The organism is Actinoallomurus sp. CA-150999 (genome assembly GCF_050942425.1).
Classification (GTDB): Bacteria; Actinomycetota; Actinomycetes; order Streptosporangiales; family Streptosporangiaceae; genus Actinoallomurus.
Genome location: NZ_CP192063.1, coordinates 1,042,307 through 1,056,500, shown reverse-complemented (window position 1 = coordinate 1,056,500; position 14,194 = coordinate 1,042,307). Strand labels below are relative to the sequence as shown.

The window sequence follows — 14,194 nt, the reverse complement described above, 5'->3', positions numbered from 1 at the left end:
CTCTCACCAGTCCGTGAGCCCGTCGCGGACCGGTCGCGCAGATCGCAGGAGATCACCGGCTATCTCGCGATGACGGCGTTCGGTGCCGTCGCCCCCGATGGCCCGTACCCGCCGCGATCGGGTGGCTCGTGGACGCCGGTCGGCTATCGGCGGCCGCGGAACGTACGCCGCAGGTCATCGACCCACTCGTCCGGTATCTCCCAGGGGATGAAGTGACCGCCGCGGTCGTGCACGGTGAGGTTGACGTGGTGGTACCAGTCGGCGCGGTCGCTGTCGAGGAAGTTCTGGACCCGCTGGTCGGTGCTGACGCCGGGCGGGTTCTCGTAGCCGACGAAGGTGATGCCGGTGGGTGCCTCGATGACCGGTCGCCGGTCGTGAGACGGGGTCCACGGGTAGCGGTTGTTGTTGGCGTAGGTGCGGATCGAGGTGCCGATCGCGTTGTTCACCCAGAAGATCATGGCGTGGGTGAGCAGGTCGTCCTTGCTGAAGACGGTCTCGATGTCGCCGCCGTTGTCGCTCCACTTCACCCAGCGCTCGAGGATCCAGGCGAGCATCCCGGCGGGTGAGTCGGACAATCCGTGCGCGAGCGTGCTCGGCGCGAGCATGTGCGCGGCGAGGTGGACGGCGAACCGCCTCTCGAGCGCGACGATCCGGTCGCGGACCTCGGCGGGCAGGCCGTCGGGGATGGGCAGGCCGCCGCTGAAGTCCCACGCCCGGTCGCCGTTGAACATGTCGAGCTTCCGGCCGGAGCCGATGTGGATGGCGTACAGCTCATCGGGGTACTTGTGTCCGAGCTGGCCGGTGATCAGGGCTCCGACGTCGCAGCCCGCGGCGGCGTACTTGTCGTGGCCGAGAATCCGGGTCATGAGGACATGCCAGAGCTCGGCGATCTTCCAGAAGTTCATGTCCGGGTCGTCCGGCAGCGGCGTGGAGAACCCGAATCCGGGCAGCGAGGGGACGATCACGTCGAACGCCTCGGCCGGGTCGCCGCCGTACGCTCCCGGGTCGGCCAGCGGGTCGACGACCTTGGACCAGTGCCAGAACGTCCAGGGCCAGCCGTGCGTGAGGATCAACGGTGTCGGGTTCGGCCCGACGCCGGGCCTGCGCATGAAGTGGACCGGCACGCCGTCGACCTCGACGCGGTAGTGCTCGTAGGCGTTAATCGCGGCCTCGGCCGTACGCCAGTCGTAGCCGGTGCGCCAGTAGTCGACGAGTTCCTGCAGGTACGCGCGGTTCACGCCGTAGTACCAGTCGTCGTTGCCCGCGTCGACCGGCAGCCGGGTCAGTTCAAGGCGCCGCCGTAGGTCGGTGAGCACGTCGTCGGCCACGTGGATCGGCTTCGGCTCCAGCGGAAACGGCCGGGCCTCGGCACCGCGTGATCGGGTGGTCTCCTGGCTCGTCATCGCTTCCTCCAACCGCGCCGGCCGAAGCCGTCGAGACGCGTGGAGACGTCGGTCGCCCCCGCGCACCCACCCGGACCAGGGCGGACACGGGAAACTATATCAGCAACTTATTTAAATTTCTGATGCACCTGCCGCGTCGGAGGCGATGCGGCCGGCCGCGGAGCGAGACTTCCCACCGGCTCAGCGTGCGGCCTCGGCTAGGTTCTTGTCTTGTGACAGGCGCGAGACGGTACGAGGAGCGTGCGGCGCCGGCTGCGCACGGGACGATCTGGCGCAACGCCTTCACCGGTGACGAGTCCGTCATCGTCCCGGACGGCTGCATGGACTTGCTGTGGACCGGTGAGACGCTGCTGATCGCGGGCGCCGATTCGCACGCTCGTGTCTTCGCGCCGGGCCAAGCGGGATGCATGGTCGGGCTGAGGTTCTGGCCGGGAGTCCTCCCGCAACTGCTGCGGACCGGAGCGGACCAGTTGGCCGACAGCGTCGTCAGCCTCGACGCCGTGATCGGGCTCGGCGCTCGGCGGTGGGAGACGCGGCTGGCCGCCGCCGAGCACCCGGCCGTCGCGTTGGTCGACCTCGCCGCCGGCGCCGTGGCCGACCTCATGATCGACCAACGCCCCGTCCGCGTGGCCGCCGACTTGAGTTCGGGGCTGTCCATCGCCCAGGTCGCCGACCGAACCGGCTACTCTTCCCGGCAACTCCAGCGGCTTGCCGGGCAGTGGTACGGCTACGGCGCCAAGCACCTGCAGCGCGTGCTTCGACTGCGGAAGGCCGATCGTCTCTTGTCAGCCGGCCACACCCGCGCGGGGGCGGCCGCCGACGCCGGCTACGCCGACGCGTCCCACCTGTGGAGGGACCAGCAGGCGCTCGATGAGCCTCAGCCCAACGCCGCGAACAGATCCACGGGGTTGCCGTCGGGATCGGTGATGACGGCATAGCGCTGTCCCCAGAACGCGTCCCACGGCTTCTTGCCGACCCCTGCTCCCGCCGCGACCATCCGGTCGAACGTGGCATCCACGTCGTCGGGCGTCCCGCAGTCGAACGCCAGCGCCATCGCGTGTCCGCCGCTCGGCGGCTTCCAGTGCGGGTCTATGCCCGTGACCACCTCGCGGGTGTCGAGCATGACCTTGATGCCCGCACCGCCGAACTCCGAGTGCGGCTCGTTCGGGCCTCCGCCGCTCAGCTGGAGCCCGCACGATTCGTAGAAGGCGATGGCGGCCGGCATGTCGTCCGTGATGATGGAGATCACCGCGAGTCTGGGATTCGTCATGCCCCACACGCTAGACACGACGGTCCCCGCCGGCATGAACGGATCGGACATCCGTGGCTCGCTACTGTCCCCTGTAGTTGAGCCACCCGCACACGAAGTACCGGCCGTCGGACTCCCGTTCGATGATCCATTGGTTGTCGATGTCGCCGGCGCTGTTCCCGGTGTCGGGGTCCTCCTGGGTGAAATTGGCCTCGACACTGAGCTGGTCCGCGCCCGGGGGGATGGTGTACGGCTTCATCTTCCATCGGCCGACGTAATAGCCGTTGAGCGCGAACCCGAGCAGGGTGGAACGCAGCCGTGGACAGCACGCCGCTCGCAGGTTCGTCATGTCGTGGTCGGCGAGGCTGTTCATGTACTTCTTGAACACCCGGTTGATGGCGACGGCGCTCATCGGTGTGTGCGCCGGGGCGACCGGGTAGCTGGTGGCAGGGGCCGGGGCCGGCGGCGTGTACGCCGGAGGCGACGAGGCCGGTGTCGTGGCAACGGCGGGGACCGGCGCGCCGCCGGCTTTGCCGGACCCGGAGTCCGGCCACAGCACCAACGTGCCCACAAGGGCAGCGACGATCACCCCGGCCGCCGCCCCGGCGTACAGAAAAGGTCTCGGCGGCAGAGTGCCGGCCGGCCCGGCCGCAGGCCGTGTGGGCAGCAGTGGCATCGGAGGCGGCACGGGCGGTGAGACCGGTACGTGCGGGAGCGGTGACACCGGTACGTGCGGGGGCGGTGGAGGGGCCACCCGTGTCGGCAGGGGTGCGGCGCCGCGGCTGACTTCGGTGAGGAGCCGGTGGGTGTCGTCGGCGTTCAGCCGCTGCGCCGGGTCCTTGTCGAGGAGCCCCGTGAGGACGGCCGCGAGCGGTCCGGCGTGGACGAACGGGTGCGGGTCCTCGGTGGCGATGGCCACGAAGATCCCGCCGGTGCTCGCTCCGCCGAACGGCACCTGCCCTTCCACGGCCGCGTACAGGGTGGCCCCGAGCGACCACAGGTCGGTCTCCGGGGTGGCGTCCTGTCCCCGGACCTGTTCGGGGGCCATGAACGCCGGTGTCCCGAGAATCGCTCCGGACCGGGTGAGCGTGCTGTCGCCTTCGAGGGTGGCGATGCCGAAGTCGGTGAGGACGACGCGGTCGCCCTCCAACAGGACGTTGGCGGGTTTGACATCGCGGTGCACGACCCCGGCGGCATGCGCGGCCCGCAGCGCCGTCAGCATCTTCACCCCGAGAGCGGCGACGGCATTGACCTCCAGCCGCTCGTGTTCGCCGAGGAGATCATGAAGGGATCCGCCTTCGACGTACTCCATGACGATCCACGGCCGGTCGCCGACGGTGAGCCGGTCGTGGACCGTGACGATCCCGGGGTGTTTCAGCCGCGCGGCGGCCCTGGCCTCCCGTTCCAAGCGCGCGTAGAAGGTGGCCCGTTCACCGTCGTCGACGCCGTCGGGGAGCCGCAACTCCTTGATCGCGACCGTACGGTCGAGATCGGTGTCCGAGGCCCGCCAGACGACACCCATCCCACCTCGGCCGATTTCGTCGAGCAGCCGATACCGCCCGGCCAAGAGCTCGTCAGGATCGGTGCGCACGAGGGGGATCATACTGACCGATCGGCAGCAAAAAAACGCTTATGTCTATAAAGAGGCTGGGATCACGGCCGTGACGTCAGAGCCGGCCTCTCGGCTTACCGAGACCCCTCGAGCGAGGCGAGTCGGGACACGCTGAGCGGACCAGGCCGACACTGCCGAGGAGCGCCCACCCACTCGCGTCCTTGAACCAACGGCTTGCAGGATTTGCTCGAGCGAGCTAAATTTTGCTCATGCGAGCAAGAACGTTCACCGAGTCAGGCAGGCGCGCCCAGATCGTGACGGCGGCGATCGAGGTGATCGCCGAGGTCGGCTACGCCAAGGCGTCGTTCAGCCGGATCGCGAAGCACGCCGGCCTGTCGAGCACCGGCATGATCAGCTACCACTTCGCCGGAAAGGACGATCTGCTCGCGGCGTGCGTCGCCGAGATCGAGAAGGTCACCGGGGCGTTCATGCAGCCGCACATCGACGCCGCCGAGGGCCACATCGCGCAGCTGCGCGCCTACGTCGAGTCGAACATCGCGCTCGTCGGCGAGCACCCCGCCGAGGTCCGGGCGCTGATCGACATCGTGAAGAACGCCGGCTCGCAGAGCGCCGCCGTCAACGGACGTCTCGCCATGGTCGAGGAGCACCTGCGCACCGGGCAGGCGGCGGGCGTCTTCCGTCCCCTCGACACGCGGACCACGGCGATCGCCTTCATCAGTGGTCTCGACGCCGTCGTCGTCCGCGCGACCGCCGCCGCACCCGAACCCACCGAGCTCGCCCGCATCGGTCGCGAGCTCGCCGACCTCTACGTGCGGGCGACCGCAGCCGACCCCGAAGGGGAATCCGCATGATGATCGACGAGAAGACCGCGCCCGACGTGGGCCTGCGCCGGGTGATCCGCGCCAACGTGCTGACCGTCGTGTTCGAGGTGGTCGTGCCGATGGCGCTGTTCTATGGTCTGCGCGCCGCCGGCGTGAGCCAGTGGTGGGCGCTGATGGCCGGCGTCCTGGTGGCCGCGCCGTACGCGGTGTGGACCATCGTGCGCAACCGCCGGATCGACCTCCTCGCCCTGGTCACGTTGAGTGTCCTGGTGCTCTCCGTCGCGCTCGGCCTGTTGTCGGACGACCCGCGCAGCCTCGCGATCCGGGAGGGCTGGACCGCCGCGCTGGGCGGCCTGTTCGGCGCCTGGATGCTGGTCACGGTCGGCGTCGGCAGGCCCGCCCAGCTGACGCTCGGCCGTACGATCGCCGAGATCAAGCGCGGTGCCGAGGGTGCGGCCGCGTGGGCGGCCCGCTGGGACACCGACGCCCGGTTCCGGCGCGGGCTGCGCATCGACACGGCCGTCTGGGGCGCCGTGCTGCTGGCCAATGCGGTGGCGCACATCGTGCTCGTCTACACCTTGCCGATCGACCTCATCTCCTTGGTCACCACCGTGGTGTGGTTCGCCGTGCTGGCCTGCCTGATCGCCTGGCACGTCTGGTACATCCGCAAGGAGGACCTGGAAGCCTGACGTCCGGGTCACGGGCGAGCGGCCGGTCGGACACTCACGCCCCGTCTCCACGAGGCGGGGCGTTCGCCTGTCGTCGTCTTTTGTCGCTCCCCTTGACCAGCGCTAACGGCACACCGCCGGCCGTTCGAAGGCACCGCGATCCCGTCTATATCCCACGCACTGGGCGACCGATCCCTGGCCAGGTCAGGCGGGGTCTACGGAAACGCGCGACCGCGATTACCCGCCCGATAGAACCTCCTGCGTGGATACGTCTGATTCCAGCTATTTATCCGACTCAATCGCTCATCTGGCTGCATGATGGATATTCCCGATTTGGGAGGTCCCTCTCATGCGTCGCTCCATCACGGCCGCCATTGCCACGTGCCTGCTGCTGGCCGGCTGCAGCTCCACCGCCTCGCAGGTCTCATCGCACCGCGACCGGACCGGCTCCCCGCAATCCGCGGGGACGCCAACCGACACCGCCGTTCCGGAACCGACCAGCACCCTCGCGCCCGGGTCTTGTCACGCCTCCAGCCTCGACCCGGCCACCACCCACCCGGACCCGCACTGCACCCCTGGCGCCCTCAACCCCGCCGTGACCCAGGCGACCATTCACAACACGATCTGTGTCGCCGGCTACACCAAGACGATCCGCCCACCCGTCGCCTACACCGACGCGTTGAAGCGGCAGCAGATCCGCGAGTACGGCTACAGCGACACCAACCCGCGATCCTACGAGGAAGATCATTTCCTGCCGCTCAGCCTCGGCGGCAACCCGACCGACCCGCACAACCTGTGGCCCGAACCCGGAAATCCGAACCCCAAGGATCGTGTCGAGTTTGAGCTTTACAAGCGCGTCTGTGCTGGGGCTGTGACTCTGGCAGCGGCGCAGAAAGCCATCTTGGCGGACTGGACAACAGCGCTTCGGGCTACCGGCTAGGAGCTATCGAATGGCTTCAATCGAACATATCTTGTGAGAAGATTGGCATGTGCCGAACTACTCGCTATCCGTCCCGGTCGGCTGCTCGCTCGCCGAGAAGTGTCCGGGTGTTGTCAGCGAATGGCATCCGATTCGCAACGGCAATCTGACGCCGTGGCGCGTAGGGGCGCAGTCGAAGCGCGTCGTTTGGTGGCGGTGCTCTGCGGGACACGAGTACCAGGCGCCGGTTAGGAACAAGTGGGCAGGGCAGGGATGCCTGGCTTGCCCTCGGGTCGTGCCGCCGGACAAATCGTTGGCGACAATAAGCCCTGAGATCGCGACTCAGTGGCATCCCACACGCAATCACCCCGATGGTCCCGCGAACGTCATCGCCGGATCCCATGCTTCCGTCTGGTGGCGATGCAGCGAGGGACACGAGTGGCAGGCAGCCGTAAGGGAGCGGGTCGCAGGCAAGGGACCGTGCTGGCGGTGCAGGGCTCTGGATCTCAAGAATCCCGATCTCGCCGAAGAATGGCACCCAACGAAGAACCTTCCGATAACCCCGACCGAAATCCTTGCCGGAGTAGACCAAAAGGTCTGGTGGCGTTGTCGAACCTGTGGCCATGAGTGGCAAGCTGCGGTTGGAAGCCGAAACCTAGGAGCCGGTTGTCCCGCATGCGGTAGGCGTGCGACCGAAGAAGAGAAGCGGCGAGCCCGCCCAGGGTGCTCTTTTGCGGACATTCACCCGCACCTTGCCGCAGATTGGCATCCGAGCCTGAATGGCGACCTTACGCCAGAAAGTCTCAACCCAGGCAGCAAGATCATGGCCTGGTGGGAGTGCCCCGTCGGCCACGCGTATCAGACAAGGCCGCTGAGCCGTCGGCATGGCAGTGGTTGCCCGTACTGTGCAGGCAAGAAGGTCGGATACGGAAACGACCTCGCTTCCCTATACCCCGATGTCTCTGCGCAGTGGCATCCGACCCGCAACAGGGAGCTTCGTCCCTACCAGGTCACCCCGAACAGCCATCGCGATGTCTGGTGGCGTTGCATGCTTGGGCATGAGTGGCGGACTCCGCCCAACGCTCGCATCAACGGCGGATCCGGCTGCCCTGGGTGTGTGCCTCGCACCACGTCGGCGCAAGAGACGCGACTCCGCGAGGAACTGCAACTAGCTCTCCCTGGGCTCACTCCTCTTAGCGTGCAGGATCGTGGCCGCTGGCTCCACTGCGACATGGTCGAGGCCGGCCTGAAGCTGATCGTCGAGTTCGACGGCTCCTACTGGCACCGTGGTCGCGATGCGCACGACAAGCGCAAGGCGACGAGGCTGCGCAACAGCGGATGGATTGTCGTGCGTCTTCGGGAAGCGCCGCTGGAGCCGCTACACGCTGATGATGTCCAGATCCCGAAACTGCCGACGCGTGAGCAACCCACGGCCGCTGGCAGAATCGCGCGTGAGCATGTCCTCCAGGTTCTGTACAAGGCCGTATGCTCCGGCACAGTGACACTGGCCGCCGCTCAGAAGGCCACCACCACGGACTGGACGACGGTAGGCCAGATCATCCACTAGGCGCATCCTTCGTCTGCTGGACACGCTCATCGAACCGAGGGTAAGGAACACCGACGGGTTTATAGTACGCCCGGAGCTTGGGTCGCTCCCCCGCCGACCTGGGCGGAGTCCCGACCGATCCGTCGACGCCGTCGCCGGATTCCGCGCATTTTCCACAGCGGGTTTCACCTTCAATGCTCTTCGTGGTGGAATGTCGGGCAGCCGTTTGAAGATCGTTCGGGGAGTCGCGTTGCCGGGTGAGCTGAGCCTGGAGGCTGGGCTACTACTGGCCGAGCGGTACCGATTGGACGCCCCCATCGGCGCGGGCGCCATGGGGCAGGTATGGCGCGGGGTCGACCTCGGCCTGAACCGGCCGATCGCGATCAAAATCCTCCCGTCGCAGGCGGCGCAGGACGAGAACGGGGTCGCGCGGTTCCGCCGGGAGGCCGAATCCGCCGCCGGTCTGCAGCATCCGGGCATCTGCGCGGTCTTCGACATCGACACCCATGGTCCCGTGATGTTCCTCGTGATGGAGCTCCTCCAGGGATCCGACCTGACCCGGGTCGTCGCGACGAATCCCGGCGGGCTGCCGATCGACCAGGTCGTGGGACTGGCGGAGCAGATCACCGATGCACTCGCGGTGGCGCACGCACGCGGTGTCGTCCACCGGGACATCAAGCCGGCGAACCTGTTTCTCCAGCAGGACGGCCGGGTGAAGATCTGTGACTTCGGCATCGCCCGGCTGGCCGACCGTACGACGCTGACAGCCACCGGCGGGCTGATCGGCACGCCTCGCTACATGGCTCCAGAGGAGTTCCTCGGTGAGCCGGCCGACTATCGCGCCGACCTCTATGCGCTCGGCGGGGTGCTGTACGAGCTGTTCACGGGGAGGCCCGCGTTCGACGCGGACGGCGACTCGGGACTCGCCGCGATCATGTACAAGCACCTCAACGAGGCGCCGCTGCCGTTGCGTTCACACCGTCCGGACATCCCCGTTCATCTCGAACGGCTGGTCCTGGACCTGCTGGCCAAGTCGCCCGACCACCGGCCCGTCAGCGCCGCCGCCGTACGGGACTTCCTGCGTTGGTCCGGGCACACCGCCGTTCCTCCCGCTGGTCCGCCGCCGTACCTGCGTCCGCAGCCGCCTACCGTGGATCAATCCCTGGGGACGACGACGGGCGCCACGTCCTCTGTCATCAAGACGCCGAAGAGCCGGAAGCGCGTCGTCGCCGTCGTCGGTGGTGTGCTCGGGGCGGCGGCGCTGGTCGGAGCCGGGGTCTTCGCGCTGCCGAACGGCTTCGGTGGCGACGGCGCGAAGTCGAAGACGACGACGCATCCGTCCTCCAGCGGACTCCCGATGCTCAAGCCGGTCGGTGGAACGGTGCCTGGTCAGGCCAGACCCGGTGACCAGAAGCAGATCGGTCAGATGGCCATCGTGCCTGTCGCCCAAGGGATGCATACGGATGCGGTAGGGGTGACCGTGACCTCGCTCGTCAAGGGTTCCAAGGCCGACCTGGCCGGCCTGAAACTGTCGCGTTCGGACAGGGACACGACCCCGTACTACGCCCATTTCACGGTGACCAATCTCGGACCCGATGACCCCTACCTGGACTTCAATCCCGCCAACCAGATGATCGGGGTCGACTCCACGGGCATCTCCGTCGACAACACCATCACGTCGGAGGATCCAAAGGACTTCCCCAGCCAGTGTCGCGCAGTCGTCATCAACGACGGCGGGTTCCATCATGGAGCCCGTTACGACACCTGCACGGTCATCCTGGCCCCCAAGGGGCGGGACATCACCGCCGTTCAGTGGTGGGAGAAACCCTACGGCCTTGGCGACAACCAGGGCGTTTACTGGAAGCAATGAGGGACGATCGTGCGGAACACCTTGGGACAGCAACCCGGTCAGATCCTTTCCGGGCGGTACCGTCTCGACGCGGCGATCGGCGACCTCGGGGCCGGTGAGGTATGGCGCGGGTTCGACCTTCGGCTGAACCGGACGGTCACCGTCAAGGCCTTCGCCGCACCGGCCGCCACCGACCAGGCAGGCGTCGCCGCGTTCCGTCTTCAGGCCGAGAAGGCGGCGACGGTACGGCATCCCGCGGTCGAGGCGATGTTGGACATCGGGACCGCCGAGCCCCCGGTGTTCCTCGTAACCGAGTATTTCGAAGGGCGGGACCTGAAGACCGTCCTGGCCGCGCAGGGCGGCGGACTGCCCGTCGGGCAGGTCACCAGGGTGGCCGAGCAGTCCCTCGACGCCATGACGGCCGTGCATGCCCAGAGCGTCGTTCACGGTGGCCTCACGTCCGCCGATCTGTTCCTCCTCGACAACGGGGACGTGAAGCTCTGCAACCTGGGCGTCGGCGTAATGCGGACGGACACCGCCGATCCCCGTGTGGATCTGTACGCCCTCGGGCGCGTCCTCTATGAACTGCTGACGGGCGCACCGCCGGCAGAGTCGCCCCCCGTACCACCGGCGTCCCGCCGGGCCGATGTGCCGCCGCACCTCGACCGTCTGGTGCTGGATCTCCTGGCCGAGGACCCTGCCGCACGACCGCAGAGCGCAGCCGCCGCCCTCGCGGTACTCCGCGAGTCGATGGGGCCCGCCCCTCAGCACACCGCCAGTTGGCCACTGGCGAATCCCCCGGGGTTGGACTCGACGGTCAACGACGGTGCGCCGACCGTGGCCGCGAGCAAGAGCAAGAGCAGCCGTGGGCGTCTATTGGCGGAGATCGCGGGAGCCGCCGTGCTCGTGGTGGCCGCGGGGGCCGGTGGGTATTTCGTACACGGCGATTCGGCCGCCAAAGCGCCGTCACGCCCAGTAGCCGGCAAGTCCACCGCGGGCGCCCCGGCACCGCCCGGTGTCAGCCCGAAATCGCCACCGCAGGTCCCAGGCTGGCAGGTCGTGTCCGCTCCCGACTACGGCGTGGTGTACAACGTCCCGCCGGGTTGGAAGGTCGAAGCTCCGAGCACGGGTGTGGGCCTCGCCGACGCCAGCGGGAATACCGTCGTCGGTTCGAACGGCGTCGCCGACATCAGCCAGAAGACCTGCTCGATCGTCCAGTCGGGACTGCTCGGTGGCGCGGGCATCATCTCGGCCTCATCAGGTCAGATGGAGACCCTTGAGGTGGCCGCCGCCCACGACGCGCTCCAATGGGCGAACTTCGCTTACCAACTCGGAGGCGTGCTTCCCCGGACGGAGGCACCGATGGCGGAGCACCCGACGATCGGCGGCCTCAAGGCAGTGCTGCAAAAGGTCGTCACCAAGACGAAGGGCGGCAACGGGACCGCGTGCAAACCGAACGGCGGAACGCTGTACGTCGCCACATTCGCCTCCCGGCAGGGTGTGTCGGTCACCTTCTACGTCTTCTCCAACAGCACCGGTCCAGGGACCGTGAACGACAAGACACTGCGGCAGATCGTCAACACGATCCGTCCGCTGGCGTCGTGAGGGAGCGATCAAGAATGCCCTCGGCCCTACAGCGGGACCGGCTGAGCGATTCGGGTCGTTGAGGCGCTCCATCAGCGGCGGACCTCGACCTCCGGGAAGGCGGCGGATGGGCCGTCGAGGACCGGCTCGCGGATACCGCGCAGGTGCAGGTCGAAGAACGCCCCGACGTAGGCACGGGTGATCTGCACCGACCGATGAGCGGAGATCGTCGTACCGGGAGGCTCGGGGATGCCCAGCTTCTCGGCGAGGATCGGCACATCGGTGAAACTGCCGTGATTAGAACCCGAGACCGTCAGCCACCGCTTCCAGCCGTCCAGCTTCGCCCAGGCGCTCGCCCAGGTGGGATCCACCACGCCGCCCATGTCGTGGCCGACCAGCATGAACGGGCGACCGCCGAGGCCGGCGGCGGGGACCGGCGCGTCCATGGTGCCGTCCAGGTTCACCCCGGCCCGTACTCGCTTGTCGGTGGCCATGGTCGGAACCGCGGCGGCGCCGCCGAGGGAATGCCCGGCCATGCCGATCCGCCCGGCGTCGATCATTTGGGCGTACCACCGGCGAGGATGGCGGCGGCCCGTCAGCTCGTCGATCACGAAAGAGATGTCCTTCGCCCGGCTCTCCGCCACGACCCCGGAACCGCCCGCGGGAGGCTTGTCGCAGATGGCGCAGGTGAGCGTCCGTCCGTCGGGGAAGGTCGTGCCGGAATTCTCGTAGGTATGGTCGACGAGCGCGACGACGTACCCGCGGCTTGCCAGATCCTCGGCGAGACTCGTCAGCTCAGTACGCGGCATGGTGAAACCGGGCGAGAGCAGCACCAGCGGGAACCTGCCGTGCTCCGGGCGCGCGCCGGAGTGCGCCCAGGTGCGGGTCCGGCTGACCGCCTCGGCAGGGATGGTGGTGCCCGGAAGCTTCATCTGCAGCATGAGCCGGGCTGCCTCGGTGGTCATGTACGGAGCCGGCCCGCCCGTGCCGGGTCTGGCGGGGTAGTACAGGGACACCATCAGCTGCCGCGGGCCTGCGGACGGCACCCAGGGGTCCCGGCGATGCTCGTCAACGAAGTGCAGGATCTCGCGGCCGACCGCGTGCGGACCTGTCGGGCTTGGCAGGTCCGCATGGAGGTTCGGGTTCGAGGACGCGGCGATGAATGGTGCTGACATGGGGGCGGCCATCGCCTGACCCGCTGCGACGACGGGCAGCGGCAGGACGAGCGCGAGGGCGGCGGCTGCGGCAGTACGACGGATTCTGATCACGGCGACGACGCTAGAACGCGACCACCGCAGCCGGCGTCCCCACTCCGAACGATCTGATCGCGCCAAGAGGAGTACGGCATCCTCCCGGAGAAGGACCTGTCGAGGCATACCGTCAGGTCGGGATCGGCCGGAAGACCGGCTACCGGTGGCGAGACGGGATCCCGGACCCATGTTGGTTCCGACGTCACCACGCTGACCCGTGACCACGGCATCTCTCGTGCCACCGGCTACCACCACCTCGGCGGGGTCATCACCGTCCTCGCCGACCACACATCAGACCTGCATGACGCCCTACGACCACCTCAACGTCACAAGCTCGGGACGTATCCGGTCTTTATCGGCATGAGTCAATCCTTGGAGTCGAACACCGGCGTTGATGAGCCGATCACCTTGATCAAGAACTACACAGTGCCAGCGGACGAAGCCGAGTATTTCGTCGATGTGTACCGGGAGAACGCCCGGATCATGTCGACTCAACCCGGCTTTCTTCGCTCCCGCCTGCACAGGACGCTCGCCGACGCACCTGAGGCGCGGTTCGTCCACATCGCCGACTGGAGCTCGGGCACCGCGCTCGACAAAGCCACCGCCAATCCCGAGTGGCTTGCCTCGCTGCGACGCATGTTCGACGATCCTGGCCTCCACATCACCTCAGAACCTGCCGCCTATCGCGTCGTGGTCGAACTTCCCCCTCCTGACCTCGGCCGCCGAGGCGGGGAGGATGGGTAAGGTCATTATCGTCCCGTAGTCCTCACACCAGGGCGGGGTGAGCAGCGCAATGGATCACGACGCCAGGACCCGGGCCGGGATAGAGCAACACTGGGCGGCCTCCGAGCGCGGAGACATCGACACCGAGCACGCGATCTACGCAACGGACGCGATCCTCGACTACCCGCAGTCAGGGGAACGTTTCCGCGGCCGATCGAGGATCCAGGCGCAGCGCGGCGGGCACCCGGCCGAACGCCACTTCACCGTCCTGCGGATTTCCGGCGCCGACGACCTGTGGGTAAGCGAGTGCATCATCACTTATGACGGGGCGCCCACCTACACGGTCAGCATCATGGAGTTCGGCGATCGTCTGGTGACGCACGAGACTCAGTACTTCGCCGACCCCTTCCCGGCACCCGCCGCTCGGTCGGCCCTTGCCGAACCGATCCCTGACAGCTAGAAACCCCCACGGTCTCCGAGAAACCTAGACTTCGGTTGGCAAGTCGGATGGAAGAACGATCTCTACGTGACGTACCTCGTGGGCACAAGCATTACCAGTCTGGGTATGGCGCGACGCCGCCTGAGCCCACTGCACGTGGAACGCACCAG

The 14,194-nt window shown here is 67.6% G+C and carries 13 protein-coding genes and 1 pseudogene; 10 read left to right on the top strand and 4 right to left on the bottom strand.

Annotation, left to right across the window (positions count from 1 at the left end):
* Positions 1–143: 143 nt before the first annotated feature.
* Positions 144–1,403: an epoxide hydrolase family protein gene (locus ACQP2O_RS05010; protein WP_433180311.1), complete on the bottom strand. Its 1,260-nt coding sequence runs from the start codon at positions 1,401–1,403 to the stop codon at positions 144–146.
* 212 nt (positions 1,404–1,615) lie between these two features.
* Here ACQP2O_RS05010 and ACQP2O_RS05005 point away from each other — a divergent pair, with 212 nt between their 5' ends.
* The gene (locus ACQP2O_RS05005) at positions 1,616–2,341 is read left to right on the top strand and encodes a helix-turn-helix domain-containing protein (protein ID WP_433180310.1); all 726 of its coding nucleotides are present in this window, start codon (positions 1,616–1,618) and stop codon (positions 2,339–2,341) included.
* On the opposite strand, the gene ACQP2O_RS05000 is transcribed toward ACQP2O_RS05005, so the two are convergent.
* Positions 2,281–2,673 carry a VOC family protein gene (locus ACQP2O_RS05000; RefSeq protein WP_433180308.1) on the bottom strand — a complete coding sequence of 131 codons (393 nt, stop codon included), beginning with the start codon at positions 2,671–2,673 and terminating at the stop codon, positions 2,281–2,283. The genes ACQP2O_RS05005 and ACQP2O_RS05000 overlap by 61 nt on opposite strands.
* A gap of 61 nt (positions 2,674–2,734) precedes the next feature.
* Positions 2,735–4,243: a serine/threonine-protein kinase gene (locus ACQP2O_RS04995; protein WP_433180306.1), complete on the bottom strand. Its 1,509-nt coding sequence runs from the start codon at positions 4,241–4,243 to the stop codon at positions 2,735–2,737.
* Positions 4,244–4,473: 230 nt separating this feature from the next.
* Here ACQP2O_RS04995 and ACQP2O_RS04990 point away from each other — a divergent pair, with 230 nt between their 5' ends.
* From ACQP2O_RS04990 to ACQP2O_RS04960, 7 genes and pseudogenes are all read left to right on the top strand, one after another.
* Positions 4,474–5,076: a TetR/AcrR family transcriptional regulator gene (locus tag ACQP2O_RS04990; RefSeq protein ID WP_433180304.1), complete on the top strand. Its 603-nt coding sequence runs from the start codon at positions 4,474–4,476 to the stop codon at positions 5,074–5,076.
* The gene (locus tag ACQP2O_RS04985) at positions 5,073–5,735 is read left to right on the top strand and encodes a VC0807 family protein (protein ID WP_433180303.1); all 663 of its coding nucleotides are present in this window, start codon (positions 5,073–5,075) and stop codon (positions 5,733–5,735) included. Before ACQP2O_RS04990 ends, ACQP2O_RS04985 begins: the two co-directional genes overlap by 4 nt.
* Positions 5,736–6,063: 328 nt before the next feature.
* Entirely contained in the window at positions 6,064–6,654 is a 591-nt protein-coding gene (locus tag ACQP2O_RS04980; protein ID WP_433180301.1) for a hypothetical protein, read from the top strand.
* 49 nt (positions 6,655–6,703) lie between these two features.
* Positions 6,704–7,744, top strand: a pseudogene (locus ACQP2O_RS04975) (zinc-ribbon domain-containing protein); the annotation flags it as partial.
* Positions 7,745–7,831: 87 nt separating this feature from the next.
* Complete coding sequence (locus ACQP2O_RS04970) at positions 7,832–8,200, top strand: DUF559 domain-containing protein (protein WP_433190933.1); 369 nt, start codon at positions 7,832–7,834, stop codon at positions 8,198–8,200.
* A gap of 229 nt (positions 8,201–8,429) precedes the next feature.
* A complete protein-coding gene (locus ACQP2O_RS04965; protein WP_433180299.1) occupies positions 8,430–10,049 on the top strand; it encodes a serine/threonine-protein kinase in 1,620 nt (539 codons plus the stop codon).
* Positions 10,050–10,058: 9 nt separating this feature from the next.
* A complete protein-coding gene (locus ACQP2O_RS04960; RefSeq protein WP_433180298.1) occupies positions 10,059–11,633 on the top strand; it encodes a protein kinase domain-containing protein in 1,575 nt (524 codons plus the stop codon).
* Between the two features lie 71 nt (positions 11,634–11,704).
* On the opposite strand, the gene ACQP2O_RS04955 is transcribed toward ACQP2O_RS04960, so the two are convergent.
* Complete coding sequence (locus ACQP2O_RS04955; RefSeq protein ID WP_433180296.1) at positions 11,705–12,880, bottom strand: alpha/beta hydrolase family protein; 1,176 nt, start codon at positions 12,878–12,880, stop codon at positions 11,705–11,707.
* Between the two features lie 354 nt (positions 12,881–13,234).
* Here ACQP2O_RS04955 and ACQP2O_RS04950 point away from each other — a divergent pair, with 354 nt between their 5' ends.
* Together ACQP2O_RS04950 and ACQP2O_RS04945 are read left to right on the top strand one after the other, a co-directional pair.
* A complete protein-coding gene (locus ACQP2O_RS04950) occupies positions 13,235–13,606 on the top strand; it encodes an antibiotic biosynthesis monooxygenase family protein (protein ID WP_433180294.1) in 372 nt (123 codons plus the stop codon).
* 49 nt (positions 13,607–13,655) lie between these two features.
* The gene (locus tag ACQP2O_RS04945) at positions 13,656–14,045 is read left to right on the top strand and encodes a hypothetical protein (protein WP_433180293.1); all 390 of its coding nucleotides are present in this window, start codon (positions 13,656–13,658) and stop codon (positions 14,043–14,045) included.
* Positions 14,046–14,194 lie beyond the last annotated feature (149 nt).